General features: G+C 60.7%; 7 protein-coding genes and 2 rRNA genes. 3 read left to right on the forward strand and 6 right to left on the reverse strand.

Going from position 1 to position 16,936, the window contains the following annotated elements; genetic code table 11:
• Positions 1-17: 17 nt before the first annotated feature.
• The 4 genes from LCW13_RS14910 to LCW13_RS14925 all read right to left on the reverse strand — a co-directional run bounded on the left by LCW13_RS14910 (position 18) and on the right by LCW13_RS14925 (position 9,118).
• Positions 18-2,903, reverse strand: a 23S ribosomal RNA gene (locus LCW13_RS14910).
• Positions 2,904-3,148: 245 nt separating this feature from the next.
• Positions 3,149-4,689 (reverse strand): 16S ribosomal RNA (locus tag LCW13_RS14915).
• Together the 16S and 23S rRNA genes form the textbook arrangement of a ribosomal RNA operon.
• A gap of 609 nt (positions 4,690-5,298) precedes the next feature.
• The gene (cobA, locus tag LCW13_RS14920) at positions 5,299-6,285 is read right to left on the reverse strand and encodes a uroporphyrinogen-III C-methyltransferase (RefSeq protein ID WP_225347302.1); all 987 of its coding nucleotides are present in this window, start codon (positions 6,283-6,285) and stop codon (positions 5,299-5,301) included.
• Positions 6,254-9,118, reverse strand: a complete 2,865-nt coding sequence (locus LCW13_RS14925; RefSeq protein ID WP_225347303.1) for a molybdopterin-dependent oxidoreductase — start codon at positions 9,116-9,118, stop codon at positions 6,254-6,256. The genes cobA and LCW13_RS14925 overlap by 32 nt, the downstream gene beginning before the upstream one ends.
• Before the next feature lie 841 nt (positions 9,119-9,959).
• Between LCW13_RS14925 and LCW13_RS14930 the strand changes: the two genes are divergently transcribed.
• Genes LCW13_RS14930 through nirD form a run of 3 tightly spaced genes read left to right on the forward strand, consistent with a single transcriptional unit; the run spans position 9,960 to position 14,520 of the window.
• A complete protein-coding gene (locus tag LCW13_RS14930; protein WP_225347304.1) occupies positions 9,960-11,405 on the forward strand; it encodes an NAD(P)/FAD-dependent oxidoreductase in 1,446 nt (481 codons plus the stop codon).
• Positions 11,402-14,059, forward strand: a complete 2,658-nt coding sequence (nirB, locus tag LCW13_RS14935) for a nitrite reductase large subunit NirB (protein ID WP_318527665.1) — start codon at positions 11,402-11,404, stop codon at positions 14,057-14,059. The genes LCW13_RS14930 and nirB overlap by 4 nt, the downstream gene beginning before the upstream one ends.
• Positions 14,056-14,520, forward strand: coding sequence for a nitrite reductase small subunit NirD (nirD, locus tag LCW13_RS14940; RefSeq protein ID WP_225347305.1), 465 nt, complete (start codon positions 14,056-14,058; stop codon positions 14,518-14,520). The genes nirB and nirD overlap by 4 nt, the downstream gene beginning before the upstream one ends.
• A gap of 483 nt (positions 14,521-15,003) precedes the next feature.
• Here the strand turns inward: nirD and LCW13_RS14945 are convergent, their stop codons facing one another.
• A complete protein-coding gene (locus LCW13_RS14945) occupies positions 15,004-16,005 on the reverse strand; it encodes a branched-chain amino acid ABC transporter permease (protein WP_225347306.1) in 1,002 nt (333 codons plus the stop codon).
• 1 nt (position 16,006) lies between these two features.
• Complete coding sequence (locus LCW13_RS14950; RefSeq protein ID WP_225347307.1) at positions 16,007-16,894, reverse strand: branched-chain amino acid ABC transporter permease; 888 nt, start codon at positions 16,892-16,894, stop codon at positions 16,007-16,009.
• Between the last annotated feature and the right edge of the window lie 42 nt (positions 16,895-16,936).

The raw sequence follows: 16,936 nt of genomic DNA on the forward strand, positions 1-16,936 counted from the left end.
AACCCCTTGGGTGTTATATGGTCAAGCCTCACGGGCAATTAGTACTGGTTAGCTCAACACATTGCTGTGCTTCCACACCCAGCCTATCAACCTTGTAGTCTTCAAGGGCCCTTCAGGAGGCGCAAGGCCTCAGGGAAGTCTCATCTTGAAGGGGGCTTCCCGCTTAGATGCTTTCAGCGGTTATCCCGTCCGAACGTAGCTACCGGGCAATGCCATTGGCATGACAACCCGAACACCAGAGGTTCGTCCACTCCGGTCCTCTCGTACTAGGAGCAGCTCTTCTCAAACTTCCGACGCCCACGGCAGATAGGGACCGAACTGTCTCACGACGTTCTAAACCCAGCTCGCGTACCACTTTAAATGGCGAACAGCCATACCCTTGGGACCGACTTCAGCCCCAGGATGTGATGAGCCGACATCGAGGTGCCAAACACCGCCGTCGATGTGAACTCTTGGGCGGTATCAGCCTGTTATCCCCGGAGTACCTTTTATCCGTTGAGCGATGGCCCTTCCATACAGAACCACCGGATCACTAGAACCTACTTTCGTACCTGCTCGACGTGTCTGTCTCGCAGTCAAGCACCCTTATGCTCTTGCACTCAATGCACGATTTCCAACCGTGCTGAGGGTACCTTCGTGCTCCTCCGTTACTCTTTAGGAGGAGACCGCCCCAGTCAAACTACCCACCATACACTGTCCTCGATCCGGATAACGGACCTGAGTTAGAACGCCAATGATGTCAGGCTGGTATTTCAAGGTTGGCTCCACCGCATCTGGCGACGTGGTTTCAAAGCCTCCCAGCTATCCTACACAGACAACATCAGCATCCAGTGTAAAGCTATAGTAAAGGTTCACGGGGTCTTTCCGTCTAGCCGCGGGTACACAGCATCTTCACTGCGATTTCAATTTCACTGAGTCTCGGGTGGAGACAGCGTGGCCATCATTACGCCATTCGTGCAGGTCGGAACTTACCCGACAAGGAATTTCGCTACCTTAGGACCGTTATAGTTACGGCCGCCGTTTACCGGGGCTTCGATCAAGAGCTTCGCGTGAGCTAACCCCATCAATTAACCTTCCGGCACCGGGCAGGCGTCACACCCTATACGTCCGCTTGCGCGTTTGCAGAGTGCTGTGTTTTTAATAAACAGTTGCAGCCACCTGGTATCTTCGACCGGTAAGAGCTTACGGAGCAAGTCCTTCACTCGAACCGGTGCACCTTCTCCCGAAGTTACGGTGCCATTTTGCCTAGTTCCTTCACCCGAGTTCTCTCAAGCGCCTTGGTATTCTCTACCTGACCACCTGTGTCGGTTTGGGGTACGGTCGCATGTGATCTGAAGCTTAGAGGCTTTTCCTGGAAGCGTGGCATCGATGACTTCCTGACCGTGGTCAGTTCGTCTCGCATCTCGACCTCAGAGGAACCGGATTTGCCTGATTCCTCGGCCTACATGCTTTCACCAGGACAACCAACGCCTGGCTCACCTAGCCTTCTTCGTCCCCCCATCGCAACCACATCCGGTACGGGAATATTAACCCGTTTCCCATCGACTACGCGTTTCCGCCTCGCCTTAGGGGCCGACTCACTCTGCTCCGATTAACGTAGAACAGAAAACCTTGGTCTTCCGGCGGGGGAGTTTTTCACTCCCCTTATCGTTACTCATGTCAGCATTCGCACTCGTGATACCTCCAGCAGACTTCTCAATCCACCTTCATTGGCTTACACGACGCTCCTCTACCGCTCATCCAGAGGATGAACCCGTAGCTTCGGTACCTGATTTAGCCCCGTTATATCTTCCGCGCAGGCCGACTCGACTAGTGAGCTATTACGCTTTCTTTAAAGGATGGCTGCTTCTAAGCCAACCTCCTAGCTGTCTGAGCCTTCCCACATCGTTTCCCACTTAATCAGGATTTTGGGACCTTAGCTGACGGTCTGGGTTGTTTCCCTTTTCACAACGGACGTTAGCACCCGCTGTGTGTCTCCCACGCTGCACTCACTGGTATTCGGAGTTTGCCTCGGGTTGGTAAGTCGGGATGACCCCCTAGCCGAAACAGTGCTCTACCCCCAGCGGTGATACGTGAGGCGCTACCTAAATAGCTTTCGAGGAGAACCAGCTATCTCCGGGCTTGATTAGCCTTTCACTCCGATCCACAGCTCATCCCAGCATTTTTCAACATACTTGGGTTCGGGCCTCCAATTGATGTTACTCAATCTTCACCCTGGCCATGGATAGATCGCCCGGTTTCGGGTCTATACCCTGCGACTGGTCGCCCAGTTAAGACTCGGTTTCCCTACGCCTCCCCTATACGGTTAAGCTCGCCACAGAATATAAGTCGCTGACCCATTATACAAAAGGTACGCGGTCACACCACGAAGGTGCTCCCACTGCTTGTACGCATACGGTTTCAGGATCTATTTCACTCCCCTCGCCGGGGTTCTTTTCGCCTTTCCCTCACGGTACTGGTTCACTATCGGTCAGCCAGGAGTATTTAGCCTTGGAGGATGGTCCCCCCATGTTCAGTCAAGGTTTCTCGTGCCCCGACCTACTCGATTTCACGTGACTCAGACTTCGACTACGGGACTATCACCCTGTATCGTCAAGCTTCCCAGCTTGTTCGTCTGTCAGTTGTCACGCTTAAGGGCTGGTCCCCGTTCGCTCGCCGCTACTTGGGGAATCTCGGTTGATTTCTTTTCCTCCGGGTACTTAGATGTTTCAGTTCCCCGGGTTTGCCTCTATAGGTTATGTATTGGCCTATAGATACTCACCTGATGGTGAGTGGGTTTCCCCATTCGGAAATCGTTGGGTCGCAGGGTATTTGCCACCTCGCCAACGCTTATCGCAGGCTATCACGTCCTTCATCGCCTCTGGCTGCCAAGGCATCCACCGTATGCGCTTAATCGCTTGACCATATAACCCCAAGGGGTCTGTCAAGGATTACGAATCTGTCGGACCTCTCCGACATATCGTTTTGATAGACATGCGCTTGGCGCACACATCTATCGTCAGCATGATTCACATTGTTAAAGAGCGGCTGTTCAGAGAACAGTGAGAAGCGCGCTCTGTGATGAGCACGCTTGCCACTGCCGGCTAAGCCAGCAATAAGATCAGGTAATTCGTTGTGAGCACTTGCCGCGAGCAGTAGACAGTGTCGATAAGGAGGTGATCCAGCCCCAGGTTCCCCTAGGGCTACCTTGTTACGACTTCACCCCAGTCATGAACCACACCGTGGTGATCGCCCTCCCGAAGGTTAGGCTAACCACTTCTGGTGCAGTCCACTCCCATGGTGTGACGGGCGGTGTGTACAAGGCCCGGGAACGTATTCACCGTGGCATTCTGATCCACGATTACTAGCGATTCCGACTTCATGGAGTCGAGTTGCAGACTCCAATCCGGACTGAGGCAAGCTTTATGGGATTGGCTCCACTTCGCAGTATTGCAACCCTTTGTACTTGCCATTGTAGCACGTGTGTAGCCCTACCCGTAAGGGCCATGATGACTTGACGTCGTCCCCACCTTCCTCCGGTTTGTCACCGGCAGTCTCCTTAGAGTTCCCGACATTACTCGCTGGCAAATAAGGATAGGGGTTGCGCTCGTTACGGGACTTAACCCAACATTTCACAACACGAGCTGACGACAGCCATGCAGCACCTGTCTCAGAGTTCCCGAAGGCACCAATCCATCTCTGGAAAGTCCTCTGGATGTCAAGGGTAGGTAAGGTTCTTCGCGTTGCATCGAATTAAACCACATGCTCCACCGCTTGTGCGGGCCCCCGTCAATTCATTTGAGTTTTAACCTTGCGGCCGTACTCCCCAGGCGGTCAACTTATTGCGTTAGCTGCGCCACTAAGTCCTCAAGGGACCCAACGGCTAGTTGACATCGTTTACGGCGTGGACTACCAGGGTATCTAATCCTGTTTGCTACCCACGCTTTCGCACCTCAGTGTCAGTGTCAGTCCAGAAGGCCGCCTTCGCCACTGGTATTCCTCCCGATCTCTACGCATTTCACCGCTACACCGGGAATTCTACCTTCCTCTCCTGCACTCTAGCCAAGCAGTTCCAGATGCCGTTCCCAGGTTGAGCCCGGGGCTTTCACACCTGGCTGACTTAGCCACCTACGCGCGCTTTACGCCCAGTAATTCCGATTAACGCTTGCACCCTCCGTATTACCGCGGCTGCTGGCACGGAGTTAGCCGGTGCTTCTTCTGCGAGTGATGTCTTTCCTCGGGAGTATTAATCCCAAGGCGTTCTTCCTCGCTGAAAGTGCTTTACAACCCGAAGGCCTTCTTCACACACGCGGCATGGCTGGATCAGGCTTTCGCCCATTGTCCAATATTCCCCACTGCTGCCTCCCGTAGGAGTCTGGGCCGTGTCTCAGTCCCAGTGTGGCTGATCATCCTCTCAGACCAGCTACGGATCGTCGCCTTGGTGAGCCATTACCTCACCAACAAGCTAATCCGACATGGGCTCATCCGATAGCGCAAGGTCCGAAGATCCCCTGCTTTCTCCCGTAGGACGTATGCGGTATTAGCCTGAGTTTCCCCAGGTTGTCCCCCACTATCGGGCAGATTCCCATGCATTACTCACCCGTCCGCCGCTCGACGCCTCCTAGCAAGCTAGGATCGTTTCCGCTCGACTTGCATGTGTTAAGCCTGCCGCCAGCGTTCAATCTGAGCCATGATCAAACTCTTCAGTTGAAAGCTTGATAGTCTGTTAAGCAGACCAAACTTGGTTCAGAGTCAAACTTCTCGTGAGAGGCTTGCTCCGATATTTGGTGACCTTGTCACCACTCATCGGCAAGCGCTCACACGAATTACCTGATCAAATTTTTAAAGAGCGTCGCTGTTAAGCGAGGAGGCATATTCTACTTGGAACGCTTGAGAAGTCAAGCACTTGATGATGAGTCAGTCGACTGCCTCTAAGCATCATCAAGCGGTGAGGAGCGTTGCTCGATCACCTGTTCCGTAAGGAGTGCGGCGTATTCTAGCGAATCGCCCGGGATTGTCAATCGATGATTTCGAAGCGAGCTTCAAAAACATTAAGCAAAACAATCACCTGCAAACCTCTTTCACCGCTGGTAACGCCATGCGTCCCCGGCAGCGGATGCGTACTTTACGCAGGAATCGGCGCGAGAGCAAGGGCTTTTTGGCAGCAATGTCCAAAACAGTGCAAAGCGGGCCCATGCGTTTCTCTAGTACCATCAGAGCGACAACTCGAAGGGCACCACATGGAGAGCCCTCTATATAGTCAGTTTTCTACCGGCGCTTCCAGCGCCGCCCCATCAAGCGCACCTTCCATTCTCCCCCTCAACAAGCTTCTTCAAAAGCTTCCCTGCAAGACATGTGAGCCGCTGCATGCGCGACGGCATCGGCCAATGCACTTTCTCGCCCCGCCGCCATCTGGCAGACACTACCCACGATGATCAGGCACGGTGTCGGCAATGGATGCTCGGCCAGACGACTCACCATATTGCCGAGCGAGCCATGAAGAGTCTGCTGCTCGGAAAGACTGGCATTGGCGACCAGCATCATCGGCCAGTCCGCCGGCAGCCCATGACGCTGCAACTCATCACAGATCACCTCGAGACGATTGAGCCCCATATAGAAGAGGAGCGTTTCATCGCGACGCGCCAGCTGCTGCCATTCAGGCTGCTCGCTCTTGCTGCAGAGCTGAGCGGTCACGAAACGCAGACGCTGTGCATGCGCCCTGTCCGTCAATGGCATTCCCAGGGCAGCGGCCGCACCGGAGGCCGCGGTGATGCCAGGCACGATATGACGCGTGATGGCGGCATCATCGAGGGCCGCGAGCTCTTCCCCCATGCGACCGAAGACACCGGGGTCACCGCCCTTGAGGCGCACGACTCGCATGCCCTCCCCCGCCAGGCGCACCATCAGCGCGCCGATCTCATCCTGCGGCACACTATGATTGCCGCAGGCCTTGCCGACGTAATAGCGCTCACAGTGAACCGGTAGCTGAGCGAGAATCTCATCGCCGACCAGTCGGTCATATACCACCGCATCCGCGGCATTCAGCATTCGCCAAGCCTTGAGCGTCATCAGGTCCGGATCCCCCGGCCCCGCGCCTACCAGCGCGACCTGGCCTGGAAGAAACGCCTCCCAGGCGGGAGAAATCCCGTTGGCATCGCTGCGCGCTGGCGCATGCCGATTCTCGCCACGCCACTCGCGCCGCGACATCAGGCCGTCGGTCAGCCGTGCCATGAGAATCCCGAGAGACTCTGCACTGCTGGATACCGACATCAGGTCACGCCATTTCCAACGAATCAGTCCGCTCATCGGATCGCTCCTCTTCCACAAGACGTTTGAGTTCAGGCAGGCAGGAACCACAGCGAGTGCCGCAGGCCAGTCGCGCGCCCAGGGCTTCCACGGAACCGTCACCGGACTGGATGGCCTGGCGAATGGTCAGCTCGCCGACCTGATGACAGGCGCAGACCATCGCCCCGACATCCGCCTGCCCGGAGAGACGCCCGGCCAGCAGGCTGCGGCGCTCATGCGCGGAGAGCTGCTCTGATGCGAAGCACTCGCCCAGCCAGGCGATATTGGGTTGGCGATCGAGGTGTGCGTCACCCGGCATCACCTTCAGCCACCAGACAAGGCGCCCATCACGAAAGCCCGCTGCGCTGATGCCGCCCTGGGCGGCGTCCTGTGCCCAGAGCCCCGCCGGGACACCCAGATGGCTTTCGCACCAATGCTGCCAATCCGGCTGACCCTGGCCTGCCAGCTGGTAGCGCACCAATGCCGATTGCGGAATACGCGCCCAGTAGCGTCCATCGAGCTGGGCCACGGCATCCGCCAGATCCTCACGCCCGGCCAGGATGGAGGGGGCAATCAACAGAGTGGCCTGCCACTCGCATGGCAATGGCACGACCTCGACCGCGCCATGCTTGGATTCCGGCTGACCGGAGAAGGGATCGACGAGACCCGCCAGCAGCGCACCGGCCCGAGCGTGACTCGCGAAGTGGTCGCTCCAGTGCATCGGAATGAATACCTCCCCGCGACGCTGACCACTGCTGATGCGGACGCGAGCCCGATAATCTCCACGCAGCCCGCCCTGCCCCTCACGCCCCTTGAGCTGCGCGAGACCGCCATCCTGCAAATCGCGAGCCGCCGCATCCTGCGGATGAAGCTCCACGAAAGGCTCGGCCCGGTGATTCATCAGGCGAGCACTGCGCGCGGTGCGCGTCATGGTGTGCCACTGATCACGGATACGCCCGGTATTGAGGCGCAGCGGCGCCGCATCGCTCAGCGCCTGTTGCGGCAATTGCGGTACCACGGGCACCAGGCGGGCGCGCCCATTGGGGGTATTGAAGGTGGCATCCTCGAACAGGCGCGGCGTGCCGATCAGCTCGCCCTTGTCCCCGCGGCGTACCGGCCACTGGATCGGCTTGAGCGCGTCGTAACCCGCGCGATCCAGCTCCGCCAGCGGCGCGATGTTGAACAGCCGCTTGACCGAGGAGGTCGCCAATGGCTTGCGACCGGCCTTGAGACGCGGCGCAGAATTGCGAAACCCCGAGAGGCGGGCGTGCTCACGGAAGACCGCGTGGGGCCCCGAGTAGTCGAAAGCCTCCTGAAAGCCCATGCGCTTGCCGACCTCCGCCAGCTGCCACCAGTCGTGACGCGCCTCACCCGGCGGAGTCAGCAGGCCACGCTGACGCGAGATGCAGCGCTCGGAGTTGGTGACGGTGCCATCCTTCTCGCTCCAGCTGCTGGCCGGCAGCACCACATCGGCGTAAGCGAGGGTGTCGCTGTCGGCCATGCACTCGGAAACGATCACCAGCGGGCAGGCCGCCAGCGCCGCACGCACTCGTGCGCTATCCGGCAGGCTCACCGCCGGGTTGGTCGCCATGATCCACAGCGCCTTGATCTCGCCACGCCCCAGCGCCGCGAACAGCTCGACCGCCTTGTGACCAGGCCCCTCGGGCAGGTTCGGGGCCTGCCAGAACTCGCTGACCAGCGCCCGCGCACCCGGCGTGTCGTAATCCATATGTGCCGCCAGCTGGTTCGCCAGGCCACCGACTTCGCGGCCGCCCATCGCATTGGGCTGGCCTGTGATGGAGAACGGCCCCGCCCCCGGCAGCCCGATCTTGCCGCCTGCCAGATGGCAATTGATGATCGCATTGCCCTTGTCGGTGCCACTGGTCGATTGATTCACGCCCTGGGAGAACAGCGTGACCACGTGCAGCTGGGTGGCGAACCAGTAATAGAAGGTCTCGAGACGCTCCACATCGATATCGCAATCCCGCGCAATTGCGGAAAGCGAGCAGTCGTCACGCTTCGCCTGCTTGAGCGCCGCATCGAAACCCTGAGTGTGGGCCTCCAGATAGAGGCGATCGGTGCGTCCGCGCTCGGCCATATAGGCCAGCAAGCCATTGAAGAGGCGCGCATCGCTGCCGGGGCGAATGCCCAGATACAGGTCCGCGATCTCGCAGCTGTCGGTCAGGCGCGGGTCGATCACCACGATACGCAGCAGCGGATTGTCGATACGCGCCTGCTTGAGGCGCTGGAACAGCACCGGGTGATTCCAGGCAAGATTGCTGCCGACCAACACCACCAGCTCGGCACGCTCGAGATCCTCGTAGCTGCAAGGCACGGCGTCTGCCCCGAAGGCACGCTTGTGCGCCACGACCGCCGAGGCCATGCACAGCCGCGAATTGGTATCCAGGTGCGGCGTACCGATGAAGCCCTTGAACAGCTTGTTGGCGAGGTAATAGTCCTCGGTCAACAGCTGCCCCGACAGATAGGCGGCGATGCTGTCCCCACCATGGGTGCTGCGCAGCTCACCGAAGCGAGCGGCGATCAGGTCCAGCGCCGTATCCCAGCTCACCTCTCGCAGCACGCCTGCGGCGTCGCGTATCTGAGGCTGCGTCAGGCGGCCGCTGGATGACAGCGTCTCGGCAAGCGCAGACCCCTTGACGCACAGACGCCCGTAATTGGCCGGATGGTCGTTGTCGCCGCTGACGGCGGTGATGCTGCGCTTGAGCTCACCGCCCTCCTGCACCTGGGTTTCCAGCTCAAGCGATACGCCACACCCGACACCGCAATACGGGCAGGTCGTCGAGGCGCTGCAGGGGGAAGACTCACTTTTGCTCTGGGGCTTGCTGGCCTGCATCGACATCACTCCCTGGTGCAGTAAGCATGAAAAAAGGCGCCTGATGACCCGCCACGTAATGTGCGGTCATCAGGCGCCTTTGCCTGTCGTTGTCAGTCCTAGTCTGCCCTGCAGACTGACAATGGAAACTGATGATGGATACGGTCTCGTCATGCCGATGGGTGCGCAATCTCGTCTTCGAGACGTCGACATGGCGTGCATGATTGAAGAGCCGCCGTTGGCCGGTTCGCGAGTCTCGCAATAGTGAAGCTTGCCGAGTCGCGAACCCTCAATCAGGTATCACACCAATGACCTGACAGACGCACTTAACAGACCAACCCTGACCAATCATCAGAAATAACAATCGCTTGGCCGTCATGAGCTACCGAAGCAGGAGGCGAACAGCGCCAGACGGCCAGCGCCAGGCATCGCTGACGCACCAGCCATGTGCATCAGCGCATGCGACTGCACCAATCCCTGCCTTGATGCCCCCCACAACCGCGACCGACTCTGCCATGGCAGGACAGCTCCTCGAGCCTCTTCAACCGCAAGTGAATGAAAAATAGCGACTTTCTCTGAAGCGGCACCGAATTCGCCTGAGTATCGGCAGGTTGGGTCAATGACGACCCCGAATCGCAGGTCTCGCAGCGCATCGCTCCGATGAGTGACATGCAGCAGCCAACGGTCCGCCAGACCTGCCGCAGTTGCGGGTGACAGCGACATCGTCACCTGACACTGCAACTCGCTATCCAATGCTTAGCCCTTATCTTCCAGGCAAAGGCGCCTGCTTGACGTCGTGAACATCACGGCGGCAAGCAGGCGCTTTTTTTATGCGTCCAGAACGTCAGCGCAAGGAGGCAGAATGCATCCGTCATCTACCACCCGCGAGCCTACGCCAGCACTGGTCATCATCGGCCACGGCATGGCGGCGCAGAAGCTGTTGGAGCAGCTGGTCTCGCTGAGCCCTGATCAGCAGCTGCCCTGGCCGGTCACGGTGATCGGCGAGGAGCCCCACCTCCCCTACAACCGCATTCAGCTCTCGCCGCTATTGGCCGGCGAGACACGAACCGAAGGCCTGATCAGCCAGCAGGCCGACTGGTTCTCGCGGCACGGCATCACACGAATCAGCGGCGACCCCGTCAGCCAGATCGATCGCGCCGCCCGCTGTGTCGAGACCGCCAGCGGCGGCCGCATCCCCTATCAGCGGCTGGTGATCGCGACCGGCTCACGTCCGGCGCTGCCCCTGCCTCTGCCCGCTCATCTGCCCGCTCATCTGCCAGAGGCATCGTCCGCCAATGACTGGCCGCCGGGACTGATGGGCTTTCGCGACCTGAAGGATGTCGAGCAGATGCAGGCCGCCTGTCTTGCTGGACGGCATGAGGGCGCCGGCGCACTGGTCATCGGCGGCGGGCTGCTCGGGCTCGAGGCCGCCGAGGGCCTGCGCAAGGGTGGTCTTGAGGTGACGCTACTGCAGCGCAGCGAGCGTCTGATGAACCGTCAGCTGGATGAGGTCGCGGCCGAACTTCTGGAGCGGGAACTTCGCGGGCGTGGCCTCGACATCATCACTGGCGCGCACCTCGAAGAGTGGCTCGAGTCCCCGGCGGGCCGCATCAGCGGCGTACGCCTTGAGGATGGCCGCGAACTGCACGCCGGACTGACTATCGCCGCCACCGGCATCCGCCCCGAAATCGAGCTTGCGCGTGCTGCGGGGCTGGCCTGTCAGCGCGCCATCCAGGTCGATGGCCATCTGCTCACGAGTGATCCGCACATTCACGCGTTGGGCGAATGCTGTGAGGTGGATGGCGAGACCTTCGGCCTGATCGAGCCCATCTGGGCGCAGATCGAAGCGCTCGCCCGCCAGCTTCTCGCGCAACCGACCCCGCCCTATCGCAATGCGCCACTGGCGACGCGCCTCAAGGTCAGCGGCATCGACCTCTACAGCTGCGGCGAGCTTGCCCCCCAGCCGAATGACGAGGTGCTGGTCTATCAGGACCACGCCCTGGGCGACTACCGCCGACTGCTGCTGCGCGAGGAGCGCCTGGTCGGCGTGGTGCTCTACGGCGACGTCAGTGCCGGCAACGCCCTGTTCGAAGCGCTCAAGGCCGGCACGCCACTGACCAGGATTCGCGAAGACCTCCTGCTGATGCCGGCGGAAGCCCTCGCAGGACTGACCCAGGACGGCCCGCCGACGGCGCCCGATGACCCCAGCGGCAAGCCGGGCACTCAAGACATGACAGACCAGCATCGTGATCGCGACACCACAGACAAGACCGACAACACCCCTGACACCTTCGAGGAGGCCGCATGAAACACCTGATCATCATCGGCAATGGCATGGTTGGCCATCACTGCGTCGAGCAGCTGATCGCACTGGGCGCCACCGCGCACTACCAGATTCATGTCTTCGGCGAAGAACGCCACATCGCCTACGACCGCGTGCATCTCTCGGAGTATTTCACCGGGCGTGATGCCGAATCTCTCGCGCTCGGCACCGCCGACGACTACCGCAAGGCGGGCGTCACCCTGCACCTCGACGAGTGTGTCACCGCCATCGACCGCGATGGCGGCCATGTCATCACCACGCGCGGGCGCTACCCCTACGACAGCCTGGTGCTGGCGACCGGCTCGACCCCCTTCGTGCCGCCCATCCAGGGCCTCGGTGAGCCGGGAAGCGAGGCTGCCGCCAGCAATCGTCTGGTCTACCGCACCCTGGAGGATCTTGATCAGATTCGCGCTGCCGCCGATGGCAAGACACATGGCGTGGTGGTCGGCGGTGGCCTGCTGGGGCTGGAAGCCGCCAATGCCCTCAAGTCACTCGGCCTGGAAGCGCATGTCGTCGAATTCGCGCCACGCCTGATGCCGGTGCAGCTGGATGAGGATGGCGGCCTTGCGCTCAAGCAACACATCACTGCGCTGGGCGTGGGGGTGCACCTCAATCGCGCCACCACCGAGATCGTGCCCGGCGAGCAACATCAGTGGCGGATGAACTTCGCCGATGGCGAGTATCTGGAGACCGACCTGATCGTGTTCTCCGCCGGCATCCGTCCTCAGGACGCGCTGGCACGCAGCGCCAGCCTCGAGATCGGCGAGCGTGGCGGCATCATCATCGATGACGAATGCCGCACCTCGGACCCGGAAATCTTCGCCATCGGCGAGTGCGCTCTGTGGCAATCACGCATCTTCGGGCTGGTCGCGCCGGGCTATCAGATGGCCCGCGGCGTGGCGTCCCTGCTGGCCGCAAGCGCTGGCGATGCGGCAAGCGCCTCTCAGGAGAGCTTCCGCTTCCAGGGTGCCGACATGTCCACCAAGCTCAAGCTGCTGGGCGTGGATGTCGGTTCCATCGGCGACGCCCATGGCAAGAGCGAGGGCGCGATCAGCTATCGCTACTGTGACGAGGCCTACGGTGTCTATCGCCGCCTGATCGTCTCGCAGGACCGCAAGCAGGTGCTGGGCGCGGTACTGATCGGCGACAACTCGCGCTACGACACCCTGCTGCAGTACGTCACCAATGGCATCACGGCACCCAAGGACCCGGCGACACTCATCCTGCCGGATGCCAGTGGCGAAGCTATCACGCTGGGCGCGGATGCCCTGCCCGACAGCGCCACGCTGTGCTCCTGCCACAACGTCTCCAAGGGCGATGTCTGCAACGCCATCGATGCCGGCAACAGTGACCTGGGCGCCATCAAGGCCTGCACCAAGGCCAGCACCGGCTGCGGAGGCTGTGCGGCGCTGCTCAAGAAGGTGGTGGATGCCGAGCTGGAAAGTCGTGGCGTCGAGGTCGATCGCTCACTGTGCGAGCACTTCGCGCACACACGCCAGGAGCTCTACTCGCTGGTGCGCGTCGAAGGCATCGAGACCTTCGCCGAGCTGATGGCCAGCCACGGCCGCCATCCGGACGCCCTGGGCTGCGAGATCTGCAAGCCGGCGGTGGGCTCGATTCTGGCCTCGTGCTGGAACGCGCCGATCACCGAGTCCTCGCACATTCCGCTGCAGGACACCAATGACACCTTCATGGCCAACATGCAGAAGAACGGCACCTATTCCGTAGTGCCGCGCATCCCCGGCGGCGAGATCACGCCGGACAAGCTGATCGCCATCGGCGAGATCGGCAAGCGTTACAACCTCTATACCAAGATCACCGGCGGTCAGCGCATCGACCTCTTCGGGGCCCAGCTGCATGAACTGCCGGACATCTGGAGCGAGCTGATCGCCGCCGGCTTCGAGACCGGCCACGCCTACGGCAAGTCCACCCGCACGGTGAAATCCTGCATCGGCAGCACCTGGTGTCGCTATGGCGTACAGGACAGCATGGCGATGGCGCTGACGCTGGAAGACCGCTACAAGGGCCTGCGTTCACCGCACAAGCTCAAGTTCGCCGTCTCCGGCTGTACCCGTGAATGCGCCGAGGCCCAGAGCAAGGATGTCGGCGTGATCGCCACCGAGAACGGCTGGAACCTCTACGTCTGCGGCAACGGCGGCATGCGCCCGCGTCATGCCGAGCTGTTCGCGACCGACCTGGATGACGAGAGTCTGATCCGCACCATCGACCGCTTCCTGATGTTCTACATCCGCACCGCCGACCGCCTGCAGCGCACCTCCGTCTGGCGCGAGGGCCTCGAGGGCGGCCTCGACTATCTGAAAGAGGTGATTCTCGAGGACAGCCTGGGGCTCGGCGAGACCCTCGAAGAGCAGATGCAGCAGGTGGTGGACCGCTACGAATGCGAATGGGCCAATGCGCTCAAGAGCCCCGAGAAGCTCAAGCGCTTCCGCAGCTATGTGAATGACCAGCGCCCGGACCCTGACGTGGTCAATATCGTTGAGCGTGACCAGATTCGCCCCGCCAGCCGCGATGAACTGGCCAGTGGCAATCTGATCACCAGCGACGGTGGCGCCCGCGAAGCAGTGGCAGAACATCAACCTCAGTCAACGACCCACCTGGCCACGGAGGTACGCTCATGACATCGCCTGCACTCGCCACGACATTTTCCACTCCGCTCTCCAGCCCGTCCTCTGCAACACAGGACACCTCTGCCGCGACACAGTCGCCGCTACGCTGGGTGACACTCTGCCAGCGCGAGGACCTGGTGCCGGGCTCCGGCGTGGCCGCCTGGCTTGAGGCGGACGGCCAGGCCCGCCAGATCGCCCTGTTCACGCTGCCGGCCACAGTCGACAGCGATGACCTCACGCTGTTCGCCATCGACCATAATGATCCGGTGTCAGGCGCCAACGTGATTGCCCGTGGCCTACTGGGCGATCACGCCGGAGAGCCGCTGGTGATCTCGCCACTCTACAAGCAGCGCTATCGACTCAGTGATGGCCAATGCCTCGACGACGACACACTCGCATTGACGGTGTGGCCTGTGCGTCTGGCTGGCGGCGAGGTACAGGTACAGTGCCAGCGGACAGACGATGCCTGCTAGCCACACCCGCTATCCACACCCGCAAGCCACATAAGTTATTGATGACGTACGGATATGCTCGAAAAACGGCACGCATTTGGTGCACAACCATGCTGCAACGCACCATGAATCGCCCAACAGCGCGCACGCCTCGAGTCATCTGACCGCCACCTGGCAGCCCACAAACAGGCACCAATACCTCAAGCCATTGTTTTTATTGGGAATACCAAAAAGCTGGCATCGGGCATGCAGTCTATACAGCGAGATGACAAATGGCGGCTATCTCGCATGGCGTGCTCATTGCTGAGTCGAGGATCCGGGACCGGCGTATCCCCCTCGATATACAATGGCATTTAAGTCCACCCTATTTGGGGTGGACTTTTTTTATGCCTGAAGTCATCGGCAAGTCATTGATTTCTTTGCTTCAGAGCACGATAGGCCACTCACTCTGTCTTGCTGATCTCCCTTCGTGCTTCTCGCTTTTCCTTCTCGCCGCCTCGCCACTCATTTATCTTCCCGCTGCTGACGACGCGCGATCCAGCGCTGACATTCCCCGATGATGCCGCTGCGGAAGCTGAGCACGCAGACCACGAAGATGGCGCCCAGAATCACGCTGACCCAATCCCCCAGCGCGGATTGCGCCAACTGATGCTGCAGCCCGATGACCAGCCCGGAGCCCACCAGTGGCCCGAGCAGCGTGCCGACGCCGCCCAGCAATGTCATCAGGATCACCTCCCCCGACATGTGCCAGCTGGCATCACCCAGCGAGGCGAGCTGGAACACCAGCGTCTTGGTCGCTCCCGCCAGGCCCGCCAGCCCCGCCGACAGCACGAAGGCCACCAGCTTGTAAGCATCGGTGTGATAGCCCAGCGAGATGGCGCGCGGTTCATTCTCGCGGATGGCCTTCAGCACCTGACCGAAGGGGGAATGCACCACGCGCCGGATCAGGGCAAAGGCCGCCACGAAGATCGCGAACACGAAGTAATAGAGGGTGTGGTTGTTCGCCAGATCGAACACGCCGAACAGCTCACCGCGCGGCACGCCATGCAGGCCATCTTCTCCGTGGGTGAACGGCGCCTGGATGAAGAAGAAGAACATCATCTGGGCCAGGGCCAGCGTGATCATCGCGAAGTAGATGCCCTGTCGCCGGATGGCCAGCGCCCCGAACAGCGTCCCCAGCACTACCGCGCCGAGCGTACCGGCCACGATGCCCAGCGCCGGACTCAGGCCCGGATATTCCGCGAGCAAGAAGCCGGTGATATAGGCGCCCGTGGCCAGGAAGGCGGCATGCCCGAAGGACAGCAGCCCCACGAAGCCGAGCAGCAGATTGAAGGCGCTGGCGAACAGCGCAAAGCACAGAATCTTCATCAGAAAGACGGGATAGGCGACCCAGGGTGCCAGCAACCCGAGCAGGAACAGCACGAGATACAGCACGCCCAGCGGGGTGATTCTGCGCGGCGCGCTGCCTGCACGCGCGGCCTGGTGATCCTGTTGCAGTACGGCCATGTCAGGCCTCCTTTCCGAACAGCCCGGCAGGGCGAAGCATCAACACCATCACCATCACGACGAAGATCACGGTATTGGCGGCCTCGGGATAGAACACCTTGGTCAGCCCCTCGATCAGCCCCATCGCGAGCCCGGTGAGGATGGCGCCGAGAATCGAGCCCATCCCGCCGATGACCACCACCGCGAACACCACGATCAGCAGGCTCGAGCCCATGGTCGGCGAGACGGGATACAAGGGCGCGGCCAGCACGCCGGCGAAGGCGGCAAGCGCCACACCGAGTCCGTAGGTCAGCGACACCATCAAGGGCACATTGATGCCGAAGGCCTGCACCAGCTCGGGATTCTCGGTTCCCGCGCGCAGATAGGCACCGAGGCGCGTGCGCTCGATCAGGAACCAGACTCCGAAGCAGACCACCAATGCCGCCACCAGCACCCAGGCACGGTAGGTGGGCAGGAACATGAAGCTCAGCTTGAAGCCGCCACTCAGCGCCTCGGGGATCGGATAGCTCGACCCCGAGACACCGAACAGATTCACCAGCGTGCCCTCGAAGATCAGCGCCAGCCCGAAGGTCAGCAACAGGCCATAGAGGTGATCAAGATGCTGGATGCGCCGCAGAAGTAGACGCTCGACCACGATGCCCAATGCTCCCACCACCAGCGGCACCACGATCAGCGCCGCCCAGTAGTTGAGCCCCAGATATTGCGCTCCCAGCAGCGCCGCGAAGGCGCCCAGCATGTACTGGGCACCATGCGCGAAGTTGATGATGCGCAACAGACCGAAGATCACCGCCAGCCCAAGGCTCAGCAATGCATAGAAGGCACCGTTGATCAGCCCCAGCATCAGCTGACCGAACAGCACCATCAGGGGTATTCCAAAAATCATGGTCATCCGCACATTCCTTTTCAGCACCCATTCGCGTCAGCCGCTCGG

Source organism: Cobetia amphilecti (assembly GCF_020217465.1).
Classification (GTDB): Bacteria; Pseudomonadota; Gammaproteobacteria; order Pseudomonadales; family Halomonadaceae; genus Cobetia; species Cobetia amphilecti.